Origin of the sequence: Citrobacter sp. A316, assembly GCF_002042945.1 — a bacterium.
Classification (GTDB): domain Bacteria; phylum Pseudomonadota; class Gammaproteobacteria; order Enterobacterales; family Enterobacteriaceae; genus Citrobacter; species Citrobacter portucalensis.
The window spans coordinates 110,551-134,884 of sequence record NZ_MVFZ01000003.1; the positions used below are offsets into that span (position 1 = coordinate 110,551).

25 protein-coding genes are annotated in these 24,334 nt (G+C 49.9%); 10 read left to right on the top strand and 15 right to left on the bottom strand.

Going from position 1 to position 24,334, the window contains the following annotated elements; all coding sequences use genetic code 11:
• Window positions 1-215 precede the first annotated feature (215 nt).
• Together zntB and BZK41_RS04585 are read right to left on the bottom strand one after the other, a co-directional pair.
• Entirely contained in the window at window positions 216-1,199 is a 984-nt protein-coding gene (gene zntB / locus BZK41_RS04580; RefSeq protein WP_079937344.1) for a zinc transporter ZntB, read from the bottom strand.
• Between the two features lie 154 nt (window positions 1,200-1,353).
• Window positions 1,354-2,463 (bottom strand): methyl-accepting chemotaxis protein, encoded by a 1,110-nt coding sequence (locus BZK41_RS04585; protein ID WP_079937345.1) that lies wholly within the window; start codon window positions 2,461-2,463, stop codon window positions 1,354-1,356.
• Between the two features lie 411 nt (window positions 2,464-2,874).
• Between BZK41_RS04585 and BZK41_RS04590 the strand changes: the two genes are divergently transcribed.
• Entirely contained in the window at window positions 2,875-4,989 is a 2,115-nt protein-coding gene (locus tag BZK41_RS04590) for an EAL domain-containing protein (RefSeq protein WP_079937521.1), read from the top strand.
• 68 nt (window positions 4,990-5,057) lie between these two features.
• On the top strand, window positions 5,058-6,290 hold the full coding sequence (locus BZK41_RS04595; RefSeq protein ID WP_079937346.1) for a sensor domain-containing diguanylate cyclase: 1,233 nt from the start codon (window positions 5,058-5,060) through the stop codon (window positions 6,288-6,290).
• A gap of 12 nt (window positions 6,291-6,302) precedes the next feature.
• Here the strand turns inward: BZK41_RS04595 and smrA are convergent, their stop codons facing one another.
• The gene (smrA, locus tag BZK41_RS04600) at window positions 6,303-6,866 is read right to left on the bottom strand and encodes a DNA endonuclease SmrA (protein WP_079937347.1); all 564 of its coding nucleotides are present in this window, start codon (window positions 6,864-6,866) and stop codon (window positions 6,303-6,305) included.
• A 225-nt stretch (window positions 6,867-7,091) separates the two neighbouring features.
• On the opposite strand from smrA, the gene ogt reads away from it, so the two are divergent.
• The 3 genes from ogt to uspE all read left to right on the top strand — a co-directional run bounded on the left by ogt (window position 7,092) and on the right by uspE (window position 9,656).
• Entirely contained in the window at window positions 7,092-7,607 is a 516-nt protein-coding gene (gene ogt, locus BZK41_RS04605) for a methylated-DNA--[protein]-cysteine S-methyltransferase (protein WP_079937348.1), read from the top strand.
• 194 nt (window positions 7,608-7,801) lie between these two features.
• Window positions 7,802-8,554: a fumarate/nitrate reduction transcriptional regulator Fnr gene (fnr, locus tag BZK41_RS04610; RefSeq protein ID WP_003020397.1), complete on the top strand. Its 753-nt coding sequence runs from the start codon at window positions 7,802-7,804 to the stop codon at window positions 8,552-8,554.
• Between the two features lie 151 nt (window positions 8,555-8,705).
• On the top strand, window positions 8,706-9,656 hold the full coding sequence (uspE, locus tag BZK41_RS04615) for a universal stress protein UspE (protein WP_008784897.1): 951 nt from the start codon (window positions 8,706-8,708) through the stop codon (window positions 9,654-9,656).
• Between the two features lie 48 nt (window positions 9,657-9,704).
• Here uspE and BZK41_RS04620 read toward each other — a convergent pair whose 3' ends face one another.
• Entirely contained in the window at window positions 9,705-9,965 is a 261-nt protein-coding gene (locus BZK41_RS04620; protein WP_003020403.1) for a DUF2534 family protein, read from the bottom strand.
• A gap of 244 nt (window positions 9,966-10,209) precedes the next feature.
• Between BZK41_RS04620 and BZK41_RS04625 the strand changes: the two genes are divergently transcribed.
• A complete protein-coding gene (locus BZK41_RS04625) occupies window positions 10,210-11,241 on the top strand; it encodes a mechanosensitive ion channel family protein (protein WP_003843943.1) in 1,032 nt (343 codons plus the stop codon).
• Between the two features lie 38 nt (window positions 11,242-11,279).
• On the opposite strand, the gene BZK41_RS04630 is transcribed toward BZK41_RS04625, so the two are convergent.
• From BZK41_RS04630 to BZK41_RS04640, 3 genes are all read right to left on the bottom strand, one after another.
• Complete coding sequence (locus BZK41_RS04630) at window positions 11,280-12,332, bottom strand: NAD(P)-dependent alcohol dehydrogenase (protein WP_079937349.1); 1,053 nt, start codon at window positions 12,330-12,332, stop codon at window positions 11,280-11,282.
• 43 nt (window positions 12,333-12,375) lie between these two features.
• Window positions 12,376-12,783: a cupin domain-containing protein gene (locus BZK41_RS04635; RefSeq protein ID WP_172313104.1), complete on the bottom strand. Its 408-nt coding sequence runs from the start codon at window positions 12,781-12,783 to the stop codon at window positions 12,376-12,378.
• 211 nt (window positions 12,784-12,994) lie between these two features.
• A complete protein-coding gene (locus tag BZK41_RS04640) occupies window positions 12,995-13,378 on the bottom strand; it encodes a VOC family protein (RefSeq protein WP_079937351.1) in 384 nt (127 codons plus the stop codon).
• Between the two features lie 118 nt (window positions 13,379-13,496).
• Between BZK41_RS04640 and BZK41_RS04645 the strand changes: the two genes are divergently transcribed.
• Entirely contained in the window at window positions 13,497-14,267 is a 771-nt protein-coding gene (locus BZK41_RS04645; RefSeq protein ID WP_079937352.1) for a DeoR/GlpR family DNA-binding transcription regulator, read from the top strand.
• On the opposite strand, the gene BZK41_RS04650 is transcribed toward BZK41_RS04645, so the two are convergent.
• The gene (locus BZK41_RS04650; RefSeq protein ID WP_079937353.1) at window positions 14,264-14,548 is read right to left on the bottom strand and encodes a Rho-binding antiterminator; all 285 of its coding nucleotides are present in this window, start codon (window positions 14,546-14,548) and stop codon (window positions 14,264-14,266) included. The two genes, BZK41_RS04645 and BZK41_RS04650, sit on opposite strands and share 4 nt — an antisense overlap.
• Before the next feature lie 66 nt (window positions 14,549-14,614).
• Window positions 14,615-14,845 (bottom strand): glutaredoxin domain-containing protein, encoded by a 231-nt coding sequence (locus BZK41_RS04655; RefSeq protein WP_079937354.1) that lies wholly within the window; start codon window positions 14,843-14,845, stop codon window positions 14,615-14,617.
• Window positions 14,846-14,959: 114 nt separating this feature from the next.
• On the opposite strand from BZK41_RS04655, the gene BZK41_RS04660 reads away from it, so the two are divergent.
• Window positions 14,960-15,523, top strand: a complete 564-nt coding sequence (locus tag BZK41_RS04660; protein ID WP_079937355.1) for a MarR family transcriptional regulator — start codon at window positions 14,960-14,962, stop codon at window positions 15,521-15,523.
• A 37-nt stretch (window positions 15,524-15,560) separates the two neighbouring features.
• Here BZK41_RS04660 and mppA read toward each other — a convergent pair whose 3' ends face one another.
• Window positions 15,561-17,174 carry a murein tripeptide ABC transporter substrate-binding protein MppA gene (gene mppA / locus BZK41_RS04665; RefSeq protein WP_003833254.1) on the bottom strand — a complete coding sequence of 538 codons (1,614 nt, stop codon included), beginning with the start codon at window positions 17,172-17,174 and terminating at the stop codon, window positions 15,561-15,563.
• Window positions 17,175-17,358: 184 nt separating this feature from the next.
• Between mppA and mpaA the strand changes: the two genes are divergently transcribed.
• Window positions 17,359-18,087, top strand: coding sequence for a murein tripeptide amidase MpaA (gene mpaA / locus BZK41_RS04670; RefSeq protein WP_079937356.1), 729 nt, complete (start codon window positions 17,359-17,361; stop codon window positions 18,085-18,087).
• Here the strand turns inward: mpaA and ycjG are convergent.
• Window positions 18,062-19,027, bottom strand: a complete 966-nt coding sequence (gene ycjG, locus BZK41_RS04675) for an L-Ala-D/L-Glu epimerase (RefSeq protein ID WP_079937357.1) — start codon at window positions 19,025-19,027, stop codon at window positions 18,062-18,064. The two genes, mpaA and ycjG, sit on opposite strands and share 26 nt — an antisense overlap.
• A gap of 115 nt (window positions 19,028-19,142) precedes the next feature.
• Between ycjG and tpx the strand changes: the two genes are divergently transcribed.
• Complete coding sequence (tpx, locus tag BZK41_RS04680; protein ID WP_003020437.1) at window positions 19,143-19,649, top strand: thiol peroxidase; 507 nt, start codon at window positions 19,143-19,145, stop codon at window positions 19,647-19,649.
• 53 nt (window positions 19,650-19,702) lie between these two features.
• Here tpx and tyrR read toward each other — a convergent pair whose 3' ends face one another.
• The 4 genes from tyrR to pspE all read right to left on the bottom strand — a co-directional run bounded on the left by tyrR (window position 19,703) and on the right by pspE (window position 24,310).
• The gene (gene tyrR, locus BZK41_RS04685) at window positions 19,703-21,247 is read right to left on the bottom strand and encodes a transcriptional regulator TyrR (protein ID WP_079937358.1); all 1,545 of its coding nucleotides are present in this window, start codon (window positions 21,245-21,247) and stop codon (window positions 19,703-19,705) included.
• A gap of 147 nt (window positions 21,248-21,394) precedes the next feature.
• Window positions 21,395-22,456, bottom strand: coding sequence for a YcjF family protein (locus BZK41_RS04690; protein WP_032943592.1), 1,062 nt, complete (start codon window positions 22,454-22,456; stop codon window positions 21,395-21,397).
• Complete coding sequence (locus BZK41_RS04695) at window positions 22,453-23,850, bottom strand: YcjX family protein (RefSeq protein ID WP_079937522.1); 1,398 nt, start codon at window positions 23,848-23,850, stop codon at window positions 22,453-22,455. Before BZK41_RS04695 ends, BZK41_RS04690 begins: the two co-directional genes overlap by 4 nt.
• Window positions 23,851-23,992: 142 nt before the next feature.
• Window positions 23,993-24,310 (bottom strand): thiosulfate sulfurtransferase PspE, encoded by a 318-nt coding sequence (gene pspE, locus BZK41_RS04700; RefSeq protein WP_079937359.1) that lies wholly within the window; start codon window positions 24,308-24,310, stop codon window positions 23,993-23,995.
• Between the last annotated feature and the right edge of the window lie 24 nt (window positions 24,311-24,334).

The following is a 24,334-nucleotide window of genomic DNA, read 5'->3' on the forward strand; positions in this document are numbered from 1 at the left end:
AAAAAAGCCGACTAATCTAAGTCGGCGTCGTACGAATCAATTGTGCTATGCAGTAATTCAAAAAAGGAAGTAAGACAATATGGAGCGCAACGCCCATCGCTTGACGTTGCATTCACCTGCGAGAGAGATATTGCCCCGAATAGGTAGATGGTTTATTGACCTTGCTCAAAATTCAGGACGTTTTCATGCGCAAAAGCCACTAAAAAACGTTGTTGTTACAACCATTTACTACGATGCAACCATAAAGTAACACCACCAATCAGGACCACTAACAGAATACAAAAAAGTGAGAAACCAAACTGCCAACCACCGCCGGGGATACCGCCGAGGTTAACGCCGAAAAGCCCGGTTAAAAATGTGCTGGGAAGAAAAACCATTGCCATCAATGACATTGTATATGTTCGGCGAGCCAGAGACTCCTGCATCACCTGCGCAATTTCATCCGCCATAATACCGGTCCGGGCAATACAGGCGTCTATTTCATCCAGCCCTCTCCCCAGCCTGTCAGCGATATCCTGCATCCGTCTCCGATGGTCGTCGGTCATCCAGGACAACCGTTCACTCGCCAGACGGGCATAGACATCACGCTGTGGCGCCATATAACGGCGCATCACAATTAACTGCTTACGCAGTAAAGCCAGAAAACCACGCGGTGGGATCTGCTGATCGAGCAGGTTATCTTCCAAATCAATAATCTTGTCGTGCAGCTGTTCGATAAATTCGCTGGCATGGTCGGTTAGCGCATCACAAACATCCACCAGCCAACTACCACAATCAGCCGGTCCTGTCCCTTCCTGGAGATCGCTGACCACATCATCCAGCGCCAGCACTTTACGCTGGCGGGTTGAGACAATCAGACGTTCATCCATATATAAGCGCATCGCCACCAGTTGGTCAGGTCGCTCATCGGTGCTGCCGTTGATACAGCGCAGTGTGATCAGCGTACCTTCCCCGACTCTACTGACGCGTGGGCGTGTACTTTCGCCTGCCAGGGCATCACGCACATTATTGGGAAGTAAAGGCGTTGTCGCCAGCCATTGTGCGCTTTCAGGATGGGTATAATTAAGATGTAGCCAACAGGGATGCTGACTGTCGATAACATCGTTATCTTCCAAGGGTTTGACCCCACCCAGGCCATCCAACAGCCAGGCAAACACGGCATCCGGCACATTAACATCCGTTCCCTTAATGGCTTCCACAGCGCCTCCACAAACATTCAGCTTTTTTCGTTAGTCTAGCTGTCAGAATATGTTAAGCAATATCTCATTGTCCCATTATGCTGAAATGATTCATAAAAGTATCTGATAATACAAAAAGCGCCGACGAATGCGGCGCTTGTTTCGAGATCCCCTGTTAAGCCCGCTGCCATCTCTCTGACTCAAAAGTGTTACTTAAGCGAAATTTATGTGTTCGCGACTGGAGATCAATCACCTGGTTTTTCAGAATACCTGAGGAATCAGAAAGCTCATCAACCATAATGGCATTACTTTGGGTTACATTCTCCAGTTCGGCCAGTGCATGAGTAATTCTGATAATTCCTTTCTCCTGTTCCTGTGTAGTGGTTAATATCTCGCCCATCAGTTGGTTTAATTGACCGGCACCACCGACAATATCATGCATATTTTTTTCTGCTTCACGCACAATAGCTGCGCCTTGCTGAACATTTTGATGGGTTTGGGCAATCAGTTGCTTAATATTCTTAGCAGCATCTGCACTACGGTGTGCAAGCATTCTTACTTCACCGGCCACCACGGAAAAACCTTTGCCATGCTCACCGGCCCTCGCCGCTTCCACGGCAGCATTCAATGCCAGAATATTTGTCTGGAATGCGATACCATCGATTAGCGTAATAATTTCCGTCATCTGCTGTGCACACTCGGTGATTGAACGCATATTTGTCGCAACCTGTACCATTAATTCTCCACCCTGAATGGCGCATTGCGTGGCAACTGTTGCCTGGACGCTGGCGATTTGCGTGTTGTCAGCATTATTTCGCGTATTAATGGCTATTTCATCCATATTTGCCGCCGTCTGCATCAATGCTCCGGATTGTTGTTCCGTTTTCACTGAAAGCTCGGCGCTGCGTTCCGCAAGCTGTTCAGAGAGCGCCATCGCCGTTTGCGAGGATGTTCTGATCTCATTAACGAGTGTTGAAATATTACTCGATAAACTATTGATGCCCGGTATTAGTCTACCCGCACAATTATTACCAAACTCTGGAATACTGATCGCCAGATTCCCCGACGTCACTTCCTCAATGCTCCTTTTAACCGTATTGATCGGCATGACCAGATATTTCGTCATGTACCACCATAAGCATAATATAGAAATAATGCTTACCACATTTGTACTAATTATAATTTCTGGAGTGGCTGAAAAAGTTATCTCAACAATATTGAGAGCAACTGCCGTAATGAGTAGAAATAAAATAATAAAGGTTCTGACGCTAATATCATTTAACATTTTAGTCCTGTGCACAAAGAAATTATGTAGATATTATTTTTTATAGCACCTGCAATGCAGAATGCCATTGCTCTGCGACGAAAGCTGAACTTTCAATGAGAGTCTGCAGTCCTTTTACTTAAGGCAGGAAATTGCACCTTTTATTTCTATTAGTTCAGTGTTTTATCCCATCAAATGGCTGTAATGGCGCCAGGCATCAGGTTATTGTGATGACAAGCACATGGAGAGCATAAAACGCACAGAACTATAAATTTGGTGAATGTTTATATAAGTAATGGCTCGTTAATTTCACTATCTCCCGGCCCCCTCTAATACCTGTGTAAAAACACAAGAACATTCCTGGTTTTATCATGTTAACTGGACAAAACCTGCTAGATTTATTATCACGGCTTTTTTCCGATAGGTAGTATGATGTTGAACGTGTCGTGGGACCCTGTATTGATTGGGATTTCCTTTGTTGTCGCGTTTATTGCCTCTTTTATTGCTCTCGATAGTGCGGGCAAGGTGGCGATATCCAACCGACGAGAATCTACCTTCTGGCGACTGTCTGGCGGGGCTACGCTAGGGATGGGCATTTGGTCGATGCATTTTATCGGTATGCTGGCCATGAAAATGAGTATGCCGATCAATTACCATTTTTCGCTCACGGCATTTTCTTTCTTTATTGCGCTCATTTCTGCAACTCTCGCCATTAATATCGCCATTTCAGGTAATACGCTTTCAACAAAACGATTAGTCTTAGCCACAGGAATATTAAGCGCCGGTGTCGTCACCATGCACTACGTTGGCATGTATGCCATCATTGAGCATGTTGCCATTCTATGGAATCGTTCACTGATACTGCTCTCAGTGATGATTGCCATCGTTGCATCTGGTGTGGGTTTGTGGCTGGCTTTTCATTTGCGCCAAAATACCCGTCGAGCCCTGATCAATCGACTTATAGCCGCCCTTATTATGGCGCTGGCGATTGCCTCTATGCATTACACCGGGATGGGAGCAGCAACGTTCACCCATTTTGGACACACTGCACACGATGGACTCAGCACGCTGGAACTCTCTGTCTGGGTCTGCGCCGTCACGCTGGTTATTTTGGGCATCATGCTGGTGGTCTCAATGGTGGATTCGCAACTGCGTACCTCCCGACTGGCTGACAACCTGCACCAGGTGAACTGTCAGCTTGAACACCAGGTCCACTTCGACGCACTGACAGGGCTTGCCAATCGCACACAAATAGATGCCTGCTTACAGGCCTGTCTGCAGCATTCCAAACTGCACCAGCATCAATTTGCTCTGGTATTCATCGACCTCGATCGCTTCAAAGTCGTTAACGATACCTGGGGACATCACATCGGCGATCAGTTGCTGATCGCCAGTACGCAGCGAATCTACAGCAGCCTTGATGACACCATGACGCTGGCGAGGCTGGGGGGAGATGAGTTTATTCTCCTGATTCCTGACTGCAATAAAGAGGATATCCCCGCTCTGCTGACCCGAATTGCGGCTGCGATTGGTGATCCTTTCACGCTGTTCGGGTACACCATTCGGGTTTCGTTAAGTGCAGGAAGCAGTATTTATCCAGAGCATGGTTCCACGTTGCATGAGTTAAAAGTAAAGGCTGATATGGCGATGTATCATGTCAAACAGGCTGGCAGAAACGGTTGGGCTATTTATAGCCCGGAAATGGAAGCTATCGCCGATACACCGCCGACATTTTTACAGGAACTGTCACAAGCACTGGAACACGATCAATTTGAGCTCTGGTATCAACCCAAATACACCGCCGGAGATCATTCCCTGACCGGTTTTGAAGCGTTATTACGCTGGCATCACCCGGAACGCGGCATGCTGTTACCTGCTGAGTTTCTGCCTGCACTGGAAGAAACAGGCCTTATCATCCCGGTCGGAAAATGGGTTATTCAGCAGGCATGCCAGCAGTTACATCAATGGAAGTTACAGGGCCATGCGGAATGGACCCTCGCCGTTAATCTTTCCCCTTCCCAGTTTGAACAACATGATATCGTTGATGTGGTTTGCAGCGCCCTTGCACAATATCAACTATCACCTGCATATCTCACGCTGGAATTGACTGAAAGTACAGCACTTAAAAATTTAAAACGTAGCGCTGAGGTCTTGAATGCATTTTCAGCTTTAGGGATCACCGTTTCTATTGATGATTTCGGTACCGGTTATTCAAATATATTGATGTTGAAGTCTCTTCCGGCACGGGAATTAAAAATTGACAGAGTATTTGTCAAAGATATCAGCGAGAACAGCAAAAATACAAAGATTGTGTCTACTATTATTGACATAGCCCACTCCATGAATATGCAAGTGGTGGCTGAAGGAATAGAGACCCAGGAGCAGGAAATACTCCTGACCCAGATGGGATGTGGCGTGCTGCAAGGTTTCTTGTTTGCAAAACCGTTGCCTGCACATCAGATCCATGAATTGATTCCAACGGAAAGCAATATTAAGCAACAGCGAATCGTACAGTCTTTGTCTCCTCAACAATCAATAACTTTATGAGACTGTAATATAAAAAAACAGATGCCATTAAACGGGCAACACAGCAGATAAAGATAACGGGATTATCGATGAGCACAACCGAGCTGCATTCACTGGATTTATTAACCCTGCCGGTGTGGATTGTTTCGCCGCATACCGAAGAACTGGTGTTCGCTAATACCGTTGCACGGGAACTGATGCAGGCCCCCTGCTTTTCTCTACTCCGCAAGGGCATATTTTCAACACATGCCCAGAATGATTTAACCATGTATCTCAGCGATTTGAGAAATCATCACGATATTGTGGAAATCCTTACGGTTTACCGCGAAGGTGAGGACGTCGCAATGGCCAGCCGCCTGTCCATCCGCTCTCTGCCGGAATCAGGTGACGTTATTCTTTTCGAAGGCATTGAAACACCGACTTCGCATGGTCTGAAAGCGAGCCGTTCAGCAAATTATCAGCGAAAAAAACAGGGATTTTACGCGCGTTTTTTCCAGACCAACTCGGCCCCTATGTTACTTATCGATCCGTCGCGTGATGGGCTGATCGTTGATGCAAATCTCAGTGCGCTAAATTTTTATGGCTATAGCCATGATACGATGTGTCAGAAACATACATGGGAAATCAATACGCTGGGTCGCCATATACTCCCGGTGATGCATGAAATCGCCCATCTTCCCGGTGGCCATAAACCTTTGCATTTTGTGCATAAACTGGCAGACGGCACATCACGTCACGTACAAACCTACGCCGGGCCAATCGAAATCTACGGTAATAAGCTCATGCTGTGCATTATTCATGATATTACCGAGCAAAAGCGGCTGGAACAGGAGCTTGAGCGTGCGGCCCTGCGTGACGCCTTAACCGGATTGCTTAACCGCCGACATTTTTATCAGGTAACCGAGCCGGAGCAGACCCACGCGATGTCATTGACACAGGATTACAGCCTGCTGTTGATCGACACCGATCGCTTTAAAAGCATTAATGATCTTTTTGGTCATTTAAAAGGTGATGAGGTACTTTGCGCTCTGGCACGCACACTGGAATCCTGTGCAAGAAAGGACGATCTGATTTTTCGCTGGGGAGGTGAAGAATTTGTGCTGCTACTGCCGCGAACCTCGTTGGACATTGCCCTCAATCTTGCAGAAGTGATACGGGCGACGGTGGCCAAAGTGACTCTCCCAGGCCTTCCCCGCTTTACCGTCAGCATTGGCGTAGCACGGCACGAAACAAATGAAAGCATCGATGAGTTATTCAAACGCGTTGACGACGCGTTGTACAAAGCCAAGAACGAAGGCAGGAACAGAGTGCTGGCCGCCTGATGTTTACGTCGTTCAGCGACTACGTTTAGCGTGACGCTCCCAGTTGTCCTGTTTTGCCTGTGCGGTTTTACGCAATGCCACATAACATGCCCCGCTGCCGCCGTGATGCGGCAGTGCGGCGCAGTATGCTTGCACATCGTCAAATTCCGTCAACCAGCGCGCTACGTAGCTGCGAATAATATTGGCATGGGAGTTATCGTCACGCCCCTTGCCGTGTATCACCAGCACGTTACGCAATCCTTCCTGCTGCGCCTGCAGAATAAAGCTAAAAAGCATCTGACGACATGTTTCAACAGGCTGGCGAATAAGATTAAGACTCGCCTGCTGCGGGTATTTTCCGTTTCGCAGCTTGTCAATCACGCCGTTCTGTAAACCTTCGCGACGAAACTCGAGCGGCACACTTAACGGGACAATATCGAGAAATCCCGTTGAGAGAAAATTATCCAGTTGAAGCGTATCGATACGCGCCGGAGTGCGAAGATTGCGCATGGGCTGCCAGTGTACATCGGCATGGCTTTTCAGCGGTTGAACATCCCCCATTGCGTCAAGAAACAGCGAAGCATCATCAAGGTTCATGTTTCATCCTCCAGCGTATTGCGACGGGCATTATCATAACCGCGCACTATTATACCGACAACTATACCGATACCGGTTTACAGTTATTTCCAATAATTAACCGGATCCACCGTGCTGAACCGATCTACTCACGACAAGTTGATATCCATTTTTAGAGGTATAGCTGCGATGGTCACTGGCGTGATAATGTGTAGCCTCGTCTGAATGCTGTAATGAGAGAAACGGATGCTTAACTTACTGGAAGACACTATCGACACGCCGCTGGGCCCGCTGTGGATTATTTGTGATGAGCAATTTCGCCTGCGCGCAGTGGAATGGGATCAGTACAGCGATCGCATGGAACAATTGCTGGATATTCATTACCGTACAGAAGGTTATCAGCGCATTACCGCCAAAAACCCAGGTGGATTAAGCGACAAACTCTCTGAGTATTTTGCCGGAAACCTCAGCATCATTGACACGCTGGAAACGGCAACCGCTGGGACGCCTTTCCAGCGTGAAGTCTGGCAAGCATTACGCGCTATTCCCTGCGGGCAGGTCATGCATTATGGTCAGTTGGCCGAACAGTTGGGACGCCCCGGTGCTGCAAGAGCCGTCGGCGCTGCTAATGGCTCCAATCCAGTAAGCATTGTGGTCCCCTGTCATCGCGTCATTGGACGTAACGGCACCATGACCGGATATGCCGGCGGTATACAACGAAAAGAGTGGTTATTGCGCCATGAAGGTTATTTGCTACTCTAGATTCCAGGCAATTAATGCCTTATTCATCACACTTCCGCATAATGCGACCACAAATTAAGTGTGGTTAATCAAGCAGATACAAACATTCACTCCAGTTATGCCTGAATTATTCTCTATTGGGAGTAGCTCAGGCTTACGTGCTCACCAAAAAGATGTTAAAATTGACAAATATCAATTACGGCTTGAGCAGACCTATGATCCCGGAAAAGCGAATTATACGGCGCATTCAGTCTGGCGGTTGTGCTATCCATTGCCAGGATTGCAGCATCAGCCAGCTTTGCATCCCGTTCACACTTAACGAGCATGAGCTTGACCAGCTCGATAACATCATCGAGCGCAAAAAGCCTATCCAAAAAGGGCAGACGCTCTTTAAAGCAGGTGATGAGCTTAAATCACTCTATGCTATCCGCTCCGGAACGATAAAAAGCTATACCATTACCGAACAAGGCGATGAGCAAATTACCGGTTTCCATCTGGCGGGTGACCTGGTAGGTTTTGACGCCATTGGCAGCGGCCATCACCCGAGCTTTGCTCAGGCGCTGGAAACCTCAATGGTATGCGAAATTCCTTTTGAAACACTGGATGACCTGTCCGGTAAGATGCCGAACCTGCGTCAGCAGATGATGCGTCTGATGAGTGGCGAAATCAAAGGCGACCAGGATATGATCCTGTTGTTGTCGAAGAAAAACGCTGAAGAGCGTCTGGCGGCCTTTATCTACAATCTGTCTCGTCGCTTCGCCCAGCGTGGATTTTCGCCTCGCGAATTCCGCCTGACCATGACCCGTGGCGATATCGGTAACTACCTCGGTCTGACGGTTGAAACCATCAGCCGCCTGCTGGGTCGTTTCCAGAAAAGCGGCATGCTGGCGGTGAAAGGCAAATACATCACTATTGAGAACAGCGACGCGCTGGCGGTTCTTGCCGGCCACACGCGTAACGTTGCGTAATCTTTCCGCAAACCTCTCTGTTATCCTTCTGTCAAATCACTAAATTTTCCCGATTTATTGATCTGGCAGGAGGTTATTCCCTGTTTCAATCTACATTATTGGGTTACTCTTTTAATTACAAACTGCAGTGACAGTTGTAAGGAGACCCTGTATGGCTATGTATAAAAATATGCTGGTCGTCATCGACCCAAACCAGGACGACCAACCAGCATTACGACGAGCTGTTTATTTGCATCAACGGATTGGTGGCAAAATTAAAGCCTTTTTGCCGATCTATGACTTTTCCTATGAGATGACTACCCTGCTGTCGCCAGATGAGCGTACGGCAATGCGTCAGGGGGTCATCAGCCAGCGAACTGCATGGATACGTGAACAAGCGAAATACTACATCGAAGCAGGGATCCCTTTGGATATTAAAGTGGTCTGGCATAACCGACCCTTTGAAGCCATCATCCAGGAAGTCATCAGCGCCAGGCATGATCTGGTCCTCAAGATGGCGCACCAACACGACCGCCTCGAAGCCGTGATATTTACGCCAACCGACTGGCATTTATTGCGTAAATGCCCAAGTCCGGTATGGATGGTGAAAGACCAGCCATGGCCTGAAGGGGGTAAAGCACTGGTTGCCGTAAACCTCGCCAGTGAAGAGGCTTATCACAACGCGCTCAATGAAAAACTGGTCAAAGAGACGCTACAGCTTGCAGAACAGGTTAACCATACCGAAGTGCATCTGGTAGGCGCCTACCCTGTTACGCCAATCAACATCGCGATTGAACTGCCTGAATTTGATCCCAGCGTTTATAACGACGCAATCCGTGGACAGCATCTGCTGGCCATGAAGGCGCTACGCCAGAAATTCAGTATTGATGAGAAAGTGACGCATGTTGAAAAAGGCTTACCTGAAGAGGTCATTCCTGATTTAGCCGAGCACTTGCAGGCAGGTATTGTAGTATTGGGGACCGTCGGACGTACCGGTATTTCTGCTGCGTTCCTTGGTAATACCGCGGAACAGGTTATCGATCATCTACGCTGTGACCTGCTGGTCATCAAGCCAGATGAATATCAGACGCCAGTTGAACTGGACGACGAAGAAGACGATTAACCACACAATAAAATGCCGGATGGCGATATCATCCGGCATTTTAAACGCTTAGTGTTGCTCTTCGCCGCCGAGGAAATAGATACCAAGCGGGATAGCCAACAGAATCGTAAACACCATGCTGTAGACACAAATCATTGCAGATTGAATGGCGTACATTGAAGCGGTCCAGTCGGATAGCGGAATGTCATACTGTTCAATAACGCCACCAATCGTTGCTCGCGTCACCACCGACGCTGCGATAATAAACACTCCAAGCAGGCACAACAGAAACTTCCGTCCCTTCGCTGTTTTCAGCTTAGCCATGATCATAGTACTGTCCTTTTGCAGATGAAAGCCTTGTTACTTTGCGCTAACAATACCATGACATCAACTGACTGTCTGCTACATAAACCGCATACAGGGTTGACGTCAGCGCTATTTCGCTGAAAATAGCGCTGATTGCATTATTTATCTCTCCTTTTAATTAATGATCTGACCTCCTGAACTGAGTAAAATATCCGGAGATTAGGATGTCAGATGATATTTAGCTAACACGGAGTTGCCAGGAAGAATCATGATCGCTGAACTGTTTATGAATAATGCGTTTAATTTGACGGTAATTCTCAGCTGCTGTGCCGCGCTGGTCCTGATGAGCGTCTGGTATCATCGTGGAGAGCGTCGCTGCAAAGGATTCATATTTCATGCCGCACAATTTTTTGTCTATGCCATTATCATTGGGACGTTTGGCAGCATTGCTAATAACGTTATCGAAAGTTACAGCCTGAAATTTATCTCCCCCAGCGTAGTCGACTTTATCTGCACCTCGTTGATTGCGCTGATCCTGACCATCAAACTTTTTCTGGTGATTAATCAGTTTGAAAAGACGCAGATTAATAAAGGCAGAGATATCACCAGTGCGAGGATCCTGTCGCGTATCATCAAGATTACCATCGTGGTTGCCATCATTTTATTGTATGGCGAACACTTCGGTATGAGCTTATCCGGCCTGTTAACCTTTGGCGGTATTGGCGGTATCGCTGTGGGTATGGCGGGTAAAGATATTCTGAGCAACTTTTTCTCAGGCATTATGCTCTATTTCGACAGACCGTTTAGCATAGGCGATTGGATCCGCTCCCCGGACCGCAATATTGAAGGCACGGTAGCAGAAATTGGCTGGCGAATGACTAAGATAAACACCTTCGACCATCGTCCGTTGTATGTGCCAAACTCGATTTTCTCCTCCATCAGCGTAGAAAACCCAGGACGCATGACCAACCGGCGTATTAAAACGGTGATCGGGTTACGATATGAGGATGCTGATAAAGTCGGTGCCGTTGTCGAGTCGGTCAGAGAAATGCTGCAAAACCATCCAGGAATAGACCAGAAACAAACTCTGTTGGTTTATTTTAATGAATTTGCCGATTCATCGTTGAATATCATGGTGTATTGCTTCACGAAAACCACCGTCTGGAAGGAATGGCTCGCGGTACAGCAAGACGTTTATTTAAAGATTATCACTATAGTCCAGGCAAACGGCGCCGACTTTGCATTCCCCAGCCAGACGCTGTATATGGATAATCCTGAAGCATCGCCGTCGACACACTAACAAAAGAAAAGACGCGGAAATCCGCGTCTTTTTTGTACTTATTTCAATGAGGCAATATCAATTACAAAGCGGTATTTCACATCACTTTTCAACATCCGTTGCCAGGCATGGTTTATATCCTGAATATTGATCACTTCGACATCGGCGGTGATACCATGCTGACCGCAGAAATCCATCATCTCCTGCGTTTCGGCAATGCCACCGATAACGGACCCCGCCACAGACCTACGCCCAAGGATCAGGGGAACCGTATTCAGCAACGGCTCCAACGCACCGAGATAACCAACCAGCACCAGCGTACCGCTTAGCGCCAGGGTTGGGATATACGGGTTCAGGTCATGAACGTAGGGCACAGTATCAATAATCAAATCAAACTGATTCGCTGTCGCTTTCATCTGCTCACTGTCAGTGGAAAGCACAACGTGGCTGGCACCCAAACGTCTGGCATCAGCTTCTTTGCCCGGTGAACGCGTAAACAGCGTAACTTCCGCGCCCAGCGCATTGGCCAGTTTGATTGCCATATGCCCGAGCCCACCCAGACCGACAACCGCGACTTTACTGCCCTCGCCTACCTGCCAGTGCCGCAGAGGCGACCATGTCGTGATCCCGGCGCAAAGCAGCGGCGCCGCACCGCGTAAATCGATCCCTTCAGGGACCTTCACCACAAACTTTTCGGTAACGACAATTTTGTCAGAATAGCCGCCAAAAGTGGGCAGACCGTCATGACGGTCGATATCGTTATACGTCAGCGTGTTGCCTTCTTCGCAATACTGCTCTAGCCCCTGTTCACAGGCGCTACAGTGTTGGCATGAATCAACCATGCAGCCTACCCCTGCGAGATCGCCCACTTTGAATTTTGTTACCGACTTACCAACATGCACCACGCGGCCAATGATTTCATGCCCTGGTACCATCGGATATGTAGCACCACCCCAATCGTTGTAGGCGTTGTGGATATCCGAGTGACATACACCGCTGTATAAAATATCGATAACCACATCATCTTCACGCGGATCACGACGAACAAAATTATGGGGGACTAAATCTTCTTTCACCGCCAGAGCAGCATAACCCTTCACATTCATGACCATTGAGATCTCCTCAGGGATTAGGTGTTACCAGAACCAGCATAGTTCAGGGCAGGAGGTTGTACTCAGCGTCGCTAACCGGTTCCAGCCATTCGTTCGACGCACCAGGGGCCGGAATTTCCACGGCTATGTGGGCAAACCAACTATCACGCGCAGCGCCGTGCCAATGTTTCATTCCCGCCGGAATGTGCACGACATCACCGGTTTTCAGCTCGCGTGCCGGTTGGTTCCACTCCTGATACCAGCCTCTGCCACCGGTCACCAGCAATATTTGTCCGCCTTCATGATGAACATGCCAGAAGTTACGACAACCCGGCTCAAATGCGACATTGCCAATTACCACGCCTTCCATGGAAAGCATGGTCAGATAGCTGTCGCCAGTGAAATACTTCGCATACGCTTCATTCTTCTCTCCACGCGGAAAGACGCTGTTACCATCAAATTGTTGATTCATAATCTCCGCGTCAGCGCTGGGCACGGTATTCAGTTGATTTTGCATTTCGACTCTCCAAAACGGTGGCGGCATGCGCCACCGGATGCTGAAAACTATAAAAATTATAGAGACTCGACAGGCTGGTGATTAGAGGTAGAAAGAAGGACAAACTTATGAATCATGTTCATTAATAATAAGCGTACGATTTATCTCATGGCGCTTGCGTTAAGCCCTACGCCACAATTTCAATCAGGTTACCGTCCGGATCGCGTATCACCGCTTCGTAATAGCCATCACCCGTAGTGCGTGGGCCAGAAACTAATACACCCCGTTCTTTTGCACGCATCGCCATGGCATCAACATTTTCGCTACCGCCAACGGAAATAGCGAGATGCACCCACCCTGAAGTGTCATTGTCCGGAGTATGTTTTGTCAGCCCAGGCTTAGTCATTAACTCAATCGCGATATCTTCACCCATTCTGACAAAATAGGATTCAAATCCAGGATTGGTTTTACTGCAGTATTTTTCGTTGATTCTTGCGTCAAAAAACGAGACCCAAAAGTGAGCTTGCTGCTCAAGATCTTGCGTCCATAACGCCATATGCGCAATCTTCATAGCGAACCTCTTCCCGTTGTATCCAGAATAGTACGGCCCAGTAAGGGATGTTGACATCGTTAATCATAATGCACGATCATGCACTTTATTGCTCGATGTTTATTTATCTGGAGTATCTATGCTCGATTACGCCGCATTCCCGGAACAGCGCCAGGCACTTATCTATCAGATCCTGCAAGAAAACGGCAGGGTCATTTGTTCTGAACTCGCTAACCGATTAGGCGTTTCTGAACACACAATTCGTCGTGATTTGCATGAATTGAGCAAAGATGGCGTGTGTAAAAAAGTTTATGGTGGCGCGGTCATTGCACTCCCTGAATCCGAAGACATCGCCGTGCGCAAGAGTATTAATGTAGCCAAAAAGAGCAACATCGCGCAGAGATGTGCCAGACTGGTCAAATCTGGAAGCTGTATTTTTATCGACACGGGTAGCACCAATCTGGCAATGGCGGAGGCTCTGCCCGCCGAATTGGCGTTAACCGTGGTGACAAATTCACCGGAGATTGCCGCGGTTTTGCTAAAAAAACCGCTGTTTGAGGTCATTATGCTGGGTGGCGTGGTGCAGAGATCTTCAGGTGGGTGTGTGGGAGCTTCCGCCATCGCACAAGTGCAGGACATTTTATTCGATCAGGGATTTATTGGCGGCTGCGCGATGTCGCCTGAATCCGGCTTAACGGGGTTCGATTACGCGGATTGTGAGTTCAAAAAAGCGGTGATCAAACAATGTAATGAAACTATCGTCGCGCTAACGGCTGAAAAAATCCCAGCCGTCGCCCGATATGTCGTCACCGAAAGCAGCAATATCGATGTGATTGTCGTAGAGGACAACATCAGCAAAGAGTACGCCACAGCGTTCCAGGCGCACGACATTCGGATTTATACCGTTTAACCACGGTAAGCTCGCTGAAAACTTACTGCGCTAAACGTCGCTCCTGGCGTCAGCGCGGTGATCGCTGACAGACAATCCAGACGGATTTTTTGCTGGTTTTCAGGTTGCCCCACTACCAGAAACTCTTCTTTTTCCACGGTGGTACACGTCGTCAGCGCTTTAGCATCAAAACATGTGCCATCCGTTAGTTCAATGCGCAACCAATAGTGGTACATGCAGGCGATTTCCAGATAATCATGAAGATCGCAATCTATCGGGTGATACTCTTCGGTCGTTTTCATCACGCTACCTTCCCCAACGTCTTGTATATTCGGGAAATCGCCAACGCAACTTCCCGAACTATCCTGCTATTTCAACGCTTCCATGGGAGCGCCAAAATTAATATGCAGCACATTGCCGTCAATCACCAGCGCCGGAACAGATTTCACGCCAGCCACTTCAGCCTCAGCAACCCGATCAGGTTGCTCTCCCAGATGAACCACATCGATTTCAACATCCGCAGACAAGTGCTGCAGAAGTGTCTGCTCTGCGGAAACACAAACCGGGCAACCTGCATGATAGAAACGAGCTTTAGTCATGATACATCTCCTTTAAATTATAGTATCGAATCGATACTATAATTTATGCTACGCTGCTTTTATTCTTTGTCAATATAGTTTTTAATCGATACTATATGCAGAGGAGGATTTGTTATGCCCGACATATCACTTTTCGACGTACTTGACCGGCTTTCCAGCCTGACAAGGATGTGGTTTCGCCAGCATCCTTTACTGGCGGAGCTCCAGCCAGTACAACTTAGCGCGTTAATGTATCTGGCCCGTTGTAATCGTTATTCCAATACGCCACTTGGCGTGACAGACTATCTTGGTCTCACCAAAGGTACCGTGTCGCAATCGCTGAAGCTGTTGGAAAACAAAGGGTTGATTGTTCGTAAACCGGATGACCGTGATAAACGTAGCGTCCATCTACACCTAAGTGAGTCGGCCAATACCTTACTGGACGCCCTGCTGCCCCCCACGTTTTTAGTGGAAGGTGAATCGGCAATGGGTGAACGGGCGAGCGTGCTCAGGGAACTGCTGTTAGAACTATTGCGCGGGATCCAGAGGACCAACAATGTGCCTGGCTTTGGTCTTTGCCATAGCTGTCGGTTCCACCAAAAAATTGATAGTCAGGGATTTTGTAATCTGACGAAAGAGTCATTGAATGAAGATGATTCGCTGCTGATTTGTCGGGAGCATCAGCCGCCGGAAATATAAAATGGCTGGTGTAAAATCACACCAGCCATTATTTCTGTTAGTGCTTAACGATATACATTGTGCGGCTATAGGCCACATCTTCAGGGTTAGTAATCGGATAACCTTTCAGCCACGGTTTAATTAAACGCCCGTTGGTATACTGATAAATCGGCGCAATAGGTGCCTGTTCCATCAGAATTTTCTCCGCGGCGTTATAATCGGCATTGCGCGCTTTCTCCGTATTCTCCAGAGTAGCCTGGGTCAACACTTTGTCGTACGCCGGATCATTAAAGCGGGAGATATTGCCCGTATGGGTCGATGTTAATAGCGACAAGAACGTAGAAGGCTCATTGTAGTCACCCACCCATGAGGCGCGGATCACATCAAAATTACCGGTATTACGGCTGTCGATATACGTTTTCCATTCCTGGTTCTGCAGTTTTACGTCAACACCGAGGTTCTTCTTCCACATAGAAGCCACTGCGATAGCAATCTTCTGATGATTTTCTGAGGTGTTGTACAGCAGCGTCAGTTTAAGCGGTTTCTGTGGGCCATAGCCCGCCGCGCGCAGCAGCGTTTTCGCCTGCGCGTTCAGCTCTTCCTGACTCATTTGCTCAAACGGTGAAGGTTCCGGCACAAATCCTGCCGTTACATCCGGCGTAAAATGCCATGCCGGTTTCTCACCGGTACCCAAAACTTTTTCCGCCATCAGACGACGATCGATAGTCATGCTGAGTGCCAGGCGCACGCGTGAGTCGGCAGTCGGTCCCTTCTGGGTATTGAAGGCATAATAATAAGTACCAAGCTGCGGCGGGGTGTAAACCTGACCCGGGATATCCTTCAACAGTTTCTGGTACATATTTTTCGGGAAGGACTCGGTAATATCGATATCACCAGCAAGATAGCGCTTGGTCGCAGCTGATTCCTGGTTGATCGGCAGGAAGGTGACTTTTTGCAGCACTGTTTTGGCGTTGTCCCAATAATGCGTGTTCGGCACCACTTCCAGTTTTTCGTTGACGACGCGATCTTTGAGCACATAGGCGCCGTTACCAATCAGGTTGCCTGGTTTGGTCCACTCTTTGCCGCTCTCAACGTTGGCTTTTTGTACCGGATAGAATGCAAAACTCGCCGTCAGATTGGCAAACCAGGGCAGCGGTTTATCCAGTTGAACTTTCAATGTCCGTGCATCGACAGCACTAACGCCAAGTTTATCAGGTGTGGCTTTGCCATCGATAATAGCCTGAGCATTATTAATACCCGCCAGCGCAGCAAACCAGGCAAACGGCGACAGCGTTTTTGGATCAACCAGACGCTGCCAGCTATAGACAAAATCCTGCGCCGTTACCGGCGTACCATCCGCCCATCGCGCATTGTCGCGCAACGTAAACGTCCAGATGCGGTTATCGTTACTCTTCCACTGGGTAGCGACGCCAGGCACGATCTCACCCTTCTCATTCTGGTTGACCAGCCCTTCAAATAAATCACGAATAACCTGAATTTCAGGCAGCCCGACGGCTTTTGCCGGATCAAGCGACGCCGGTTCGTCTTTTATATGACGCACCAGTTCTTGTTTCTCTGCCAGTACCGTTCCGCTGGGAACATCAGCAGCCCAGGATAAAGAAATGCTGCTAACCAACAACGCACAACAGGTTACTGAAACAGAATGCTGCATAAGATACCCTCAATTCCGGCTACTAAGTGAATGTGTAATTATTTGTATCGCCAGCAGGAAATGCAATTAACTTCCGACAAGAAAGTGATATTACACCTGAAAAGATAAGTGTGTGAAAACGATTTGATTATCCATACATTTTGCACAACACTGCGAGTAACAATCCAAGTATTCAGAGATGACTATGACCGTAACCCGTCCCCGTGCCGAGCGCGGCGCATTCCCACCTGGAACCGAACATTACGGACGTTCATTGTTAGGCGCGCCGTTAATCTGGTTTCCCGCACTGGCAGCCGATCGTGAAAGCGGTCTGATACTGGCGGGAACGCACGGCGACGAAAACTCCTCGGTCGTTACCCTTTCCTGCGCATTGCGTACGCTTAACCCTTCCCTGCGTCGCCACCATGTGGTGCTGGCCGTAAACCCTGACGGTTGCCAGCTTGGGCTGCGCGCAAATGCGAACGGCGTCGATCTGAACCGTAATTTTCCCGCCGCAAACTGGAAAGCGGGCGAAACGGTGTATCGCTGGAACAGTAGCGCAGAAGAGCGTGATGTGGTGTTGTTGACTGGCGATAGTCCTGGCTCGGAACCAGAAACCCAGGCGTTGTGTCAGCTTATTCACCGAATTCATCCCGCCTGGGTAGTCTCTTTCCACGATCCACTGGCCTGTATTGAAGATCCCAGAAGCAGCGAACTGGGCGCGTGGCTGGCACAGTCGTTTGAATTGCCTCTGGTCACCAGCGTAGGTTATGAAACGCCCGGCTCTTTTGGTAGCTGGTGCGCAGACCTAGATTTACACTGCATAACCGCCGAATTTCCGCCCATTTCATCGGATGAAGCGAGCGAAAAATACCTGCTGGCCATGTCCAATCTCCTGCGCTGGCACCCTAAAGATGGAGCTGCCCGGTCGTAAAATGCAGGGCTGGCTCCGCATCGCTGGCAAGCCAGGTAGGGCCATCAAGATCGGCAAAGTTAACCTGCGGCGTAAGCGGTAACGCCGCACCGATCGCCCGGGAGGTACACAGCATGCAACCCAGCATCAGCGCAAATCCCTGCTCGCGGGCTTCCGTTGCGAGCGCCAGTGCTTCCGTCAGACCGCCTGTTTTATCCAGTTTGATATTGACCATTTCATAGCGTCCGTGCAGCGCTTTCAGGCTACTGCGAGTATGGCAACTTTCATCTGCGCAGATGGGTAGCGGGTGCACAAAATTCTCCAGCGCGGCATCGTCCTGAGCCGGCAGCGGCTGCTCCAGCATCGCCACCCCTAAATCAGCCAGCAGCTGACAGCGTGCCGCAAGGCCTTCTGCCCGCCAGGATTCGTTGGCGTCGACAATAATCGTGGCGTCAGGAACAGCCGCACGAATGGCAACCATCCGCTCACTAATCAAGCGAGCATCCAGTTTAACTTTCAGCAGTTTCGCGCCATTTTCCCACAGCGCAGCCGCGCTCGCGGCCATTTGTTCCGGTGAGCCAATCACCACGGTTTGCGCCGTCGTCACCACTTCTGCCAGCTCACTTCCCACCAATTCCGCCAACGGCTGCTGCTGTTGACGCGCACTTAGATCCCACAACGCGCAGTCCACGGCATTACGCGCAGCTCCCGCTGGCAGCAGCTTTTGCAGCTCTTCACGGGTCAGTCCGTTTTCCAGTTGTGGCGCAATGCTCATAATTTGCGCCAGGACAGAGGCATCGCTTTCACCGTAGCGCGGGTACGGTGTGCACTCGCCGATACCGGTGACGCCGTTTTCTGTCAATTCGACGACAACCACATGCGCTTCGGTCCTGCTCCCGCGGGCTATGACAAAGGGAGTGTGCAGCGGCCAGGCTTCCTCATATACCTTAACTGTTCTCATTTGTTTTCCTTAATGCAGTCCCTGAAACGGATATCCGCAAATAGCGTTTGCCGTGTTAACTGTTGATGGCATAAACTAGCCTCGACGTTAACTATATGTAAACAGGAAGATAACCATGTCACAAACCGTTCATTTCCAGGGCAACCCGGTTGCAGTTGCCGGCTCCATTCCTCAGGCTGGAAGCAAAGCTCAGGCTTTTACCCTTGTGGCTAAAGACCTGTCTGACGTTACGCTGGGCCAGTTCGCAGGCAAGCGCAAAGTGCTGAATATTTTCCCAAGCATCGATACTGGCGTTTGCGCGGCATCGGTACGTAAGTTTAACCAACTGGCGACAGAAATCGACAATACCGTCGTACTGTGTATTTCGGCCGACCTGCCATTCGCCCACTCTCGTTTTTGTGGCGCGGAAGGTCTGAGCAACGTTATCACGCTGTCCACCCTGCGCAACGCAGAATTCCTGAAAAACTACGGTGTTGAAATCGCTGAAGGCCCGCTGAAAGGTCTGGCCGCACGTGCCGTGGTTGTTATCGATGAAAATGACAACGTCGTCTTCAGCCAACTGGTCAATGAAATCACCAACGAACCAGACTACACTGCTGCGCTGGACGTACTGAAAGCTTAAGCTGCGTCTGCATACAAAAATGCCTCCGGATGGAGGCATTTTCATTTTCGGCATTACTCTTCGCTTTTTTTCTGTTGGCTCAGACCGTACTCGCGTAATTTATTGGCAATCGCAGTATGCGAAACACCCAGGCGCTTGGCCAGCTTGCGCGTGCTGGGATAATTCATATACAGCTGCGTCAGCACGGAGCGTTCAAAGCGGCTGGTAATTTCATCCAGCGACCCTTCCATCACCTCTTCTCCGACCGCAACCGTTGCCGCATCGTAATCCGGCAGCAAAATATCCTGTGGCCGCAGCTCATAGCCTTCTAGCTGGGTCAGCGCCCGGTAGATAGCATTTTTAAGCTGACGCACGTTGCCTGGCCAACCGTAACGAGTTAGTACCGTGCTGAGATCGGCGGACAGTTTCGGACGCGGCACGCCCTGCTCGTCGGCAAAACGCGCCACAAACAGTTCGGTAAGCGGCATAATATCTTGTGGGCAATCGCGCAGCGGCGGCAGGTTTAGCGTTAGTACATTCAGACGATAATAGAGGTCTTCACGGAAAAGTCCTTTCTGCACCAGCTCCACAAGGTTCTTTTGCGTGGCGCAAATCACGCGCACATCAACATGAACTTCGTGATCTTCCCCCACACGACGGAACGTGCCGTCATTGAGAAAACGCAGTAATTTGGTCTGCATGCTCGGCGACATTTCGCCAATCTCATCCAACAGTACCGAGCCGCCGTTCGCCTGCTCAAAGAACCCTTTTTTACCTTCGCCTGCGTGACCAAACAGCTCGCTTTCAACCGCATCTTCAGGAATTGACGCACAGTTCAGCGCCAGATACGGTTTCGACGCGCGCGGACTTGCCAGGTGGCAGGCATGAGCAAAGAGATCTTTGCCGGTGCCGGTATTACCAGTAATCAGCAGCGGCGCGCTCAGCGTCGCCAGCTTGCGCGCCTGTTCTACCACGTGTTTCATTTTGGCGCTGACGGCAATAATCTGGCTAAACGCGCTGAGATCCTGCGTAGTCATATTTTGCAGCTGACGCCCCATTCGGATGGTGGAGCGCAACATCACCACCGCGCCGGTCAGCATCTGCTCCTGATTTTCACCCTGCAAATGGACAGGCGTAATTTCCATCAGGAAATTCTGTCCGTTAATCACGACATGTTCGCTATGGGAATCCTGCGGATTGCTTTCCAGCCAGCGCTGGAAGTTAAACCCATTGATTAACTGGGCTGCGGTATGGTTGCGCATCCGATCCAAAGTATGCGCAAAAAGCTGACAGCTCGCAGGGTTCGCCATCTCGACTTTGCTTTTCATATCCAGAGAAAGGACCGGTTCTGGCAACGCTTCAAGCAGCGCACTCAGCGCCAGATGTTCACGTTCGGAAGGCATCCAGGGTACGGTACGCACATCCGTAACCCCTGCAATACGGCGGATTTCAGCCATCAGACTGCTGAAGTTGGTGAACTCCAGCTCCGCAAAATTAAGGTAAATTCGCCCGATGGGGTCAATCTCGATACCGCGTAAATCAATGCTTCTCAGCACCAGTAAATCGAGCAGTTCGCGGGTCAGACCAAGACGGTCTTCACAAAAGACTTCCAAACGCATAGGAACCTTCACCTGGACAAGGGATTATGTGTTAAATGATAAGACAGTATTTGGTTTGCAGGAAGGACTCTGTCAACAAATATTGACAGCGCGCTGGAAAATTGGGCGCCGGGGCGTAAAGTTATACGATCGGCGCCTGTTTTATAGCTAACTTTCGCGCGGAGATTTGTTCTTTTGTAAGGTCTCTTTCACCTGACCAATCAGTTGGCGGCGGAAATCGCCCAGTCGTGGCTTATCATCATCGATCCACGGCAGCGGTCGGCAAAGTTCCATAGCTTTAATGCCCAGGCGCGCCGTTAATAACCCCGCGCCAATACCCTGTGCGGCACGCGTTGATAAGCGGGCGGCTAAATCCTGCGACATCCAGTCCATCCCTACTTCCCGCACCAGCTCACTGGCCCCGGCAAAAGCGATATTCAACAGCACCAGACGGAACAGGCGCAGGCGGCTGTAATAACCCAGCTCGATACCATACAGCGACGCAATGCGATTAATCAGGCGTAGATTGCGCCAGGCGATAAACGCCATATCCACCAGCGCCAGCGGGCTGACGGCAATCATCAGCGTGGACTCTGCCGCTGAACGGCTAATCTCACGCCGGGCTTGCGCATCCAGCACTGGCTGCACCAGATGGGCGTACAGGCTGACCACTTCGCGATCGTTCTGTGTTTCATGAATTGAGGCATACCAGCGCTGCAATGCCGGATGCGACTGATCGATACCCGCCTGCTGTGCCAGCTTTTCACAAAATGCACGACCTTTTCCGGTGCCATGGCTATGGAGTAGATCTCGCGCTTCATCACGTTCGTGCGCCCGCTGACGCAATCGCCACAATCTGCGCCACTCGGTCGCCACCGATCCAACACCTGCGCCGATAATCAATGCGCCTGCGGCACATCCTCCCAGCGCGACCCAGTCCTGAGTCTGCCAGGCATTCATGGTCCACTGCACGCCCTGAGCGACAACGCTCACGCCAAATAGCGCCAGCCCCCCCATCACCATCTTACGCCACAGACTGCGTTTGGGGCGTAAGGCCGCATCGATGACGGCCTCCGCCTGACCTTCGTCTTCCAGTGGTTCATCCACTTTCGCCGGAGAAAAAGTCTGCGCCTCGGTCTCATTGAACATCTGTTGCGCTTTAAACGCCGTGTTTTGTTCCACATCCAGCGGACCTGAGAAATCGATACGCGGTTTTAACGGCTCGCTCATCGCAATTTATCTCCTATTAAAAACTCCAGCGCAGCATCAAGGCGGATATGCGGTAAGGGTTTATCGACATCCATAACCTGCGGGCGAAACGCCTCAAACTGAAAGCCCTGGCTGTCCCAAAATGCCTGCCCAGGTAAACGCGCGGGCACTTCCCCCGGATAAACGGTTAGCGGTTCGCCATCGCTCAAGCGATTGCCACGCAGCGCCGGGATCTTTTCACCTTTCACATCGATCAAGCCGCTGGTGGTTGCCTGCACCGATGCCAGCCCCAGACAATCCATGCTGATACCTTCGAACGCAGCGTTTTGCCAGGCATCCTGGATCAACTGCTGTAAAAGCGACACCATATTGGCGTGCTGATCGACCGTGACGTGGTCGGCTTTGGTAGCGGCAAACAGCAGTTTGTCGATTACCGGAGAAAATAGCCGACGAAACAGCGTACGCTGCCCGTAATGGAAGCTTTGCATTAACTGGGTAAGCGCCAGGCGCATGTCGTTGAACGCCTGTGGCCCGCTGTTAAGCGGCTGCAGGCAATCGACCAGCACAATCTGGCGGTCAAAACGCAGGAAGTGATTCTTATAAAATCCCTTCACCACCTTTTCGCAGTAATAATTGAATCTATCCCGCAACATGCCCGCGTTGGTGTGTTTGTCAGCCTGCGCCAGCTTCGATTCACCATAAGCATCAACGTCCGGCCACGGGAAGAATTGCAGTGCAGGCGCGCCCGCCATATCCCCTGGCAGGACAAAACGGCCCGGTTGAATAAAATGCAACCCCTGCTGTTTACACAGATGTAGATACTCCGTCCAGGCGGCAGCAATTTCCGCCAGACGGTTTTCATCAGCAGGCGCCAACGGATCCAACCCCTGGCATAACTGCCGCCATTTTGCCGACCATTCGCCCCGCTGCCCCTGCAATAATCCGGTCATTTGCCGCGACCAGCTCAGATAGTCCTGTGCAAGCATCGGTAAGTCGAGAAGCCACTCCCCCGGATAATCGACGATTTCCAGATACAGCGTGGAGGTGTCTTTAAAGTGGCGCAGTAACGAGTCATTGGATTTGTAGCGCAGCGCCAGGCGTATTTCACTCACGCCGCGCGTAGGGGTCGGCCAGGTCGGCGGAGAACCGTACAACTGTGACAGTCCCTCATCATAGGTAAAGCGCGGAATGCCAAAATCGCGTTGAGGAACCCGTTTCACGCCAAGCAGACGCTCTTCGCGCACGCAACTGAGCAACGGCAAGCGTGCACCGGCATGAATATTGAGTAACTGGTTTACCATCGCGGTGATAAACGCCGTCTTACCGCTGCGGCTAAGTCCGGTGACAGCCAGGCGTAAATGCCGATCTACGCCGCGATTAACCAGCGAATTGAGTTCATTTTTAAGTCGCTTCATCGCCATCCCGTTTTGCTGAAGGAACCGAAGAAATTATAACAAACAGGAAGTAAAGATAGGGGCCAATTCTTACTTATCAACTACCTGAGCGGTATCAGGCGGCATTATTCTTACCGCCTGTAGCAGAATGAATGCGGGCGGTTTATTTATTCTCTACTTTAGGAAGCGCTATCTGATTGATGCCACCTTCGTTGGTCACCTGCGTGTAGCCCATTTCAGTCAACATATCCTTCGCCTGCCCCGATTGACGCCCGGAGTTGCAGTACAGCTTCACGGTGTCATTCTTATCAGGAACTTCAGCTGCGATACGCGTTTTCATCTCTTTCAACGGAATGTTGACGGCCCCCTGAATGTGCTGTTGTTGGTACTGTTCCGGAATGCGAACATCAATCCAGTGTTCGGCTGCATAAACCGGCATGCCGATGACCAGTGCCAACGCTAATACGCCTTTTTTCAACATGATATCTTCCCGACTGATTGTTGG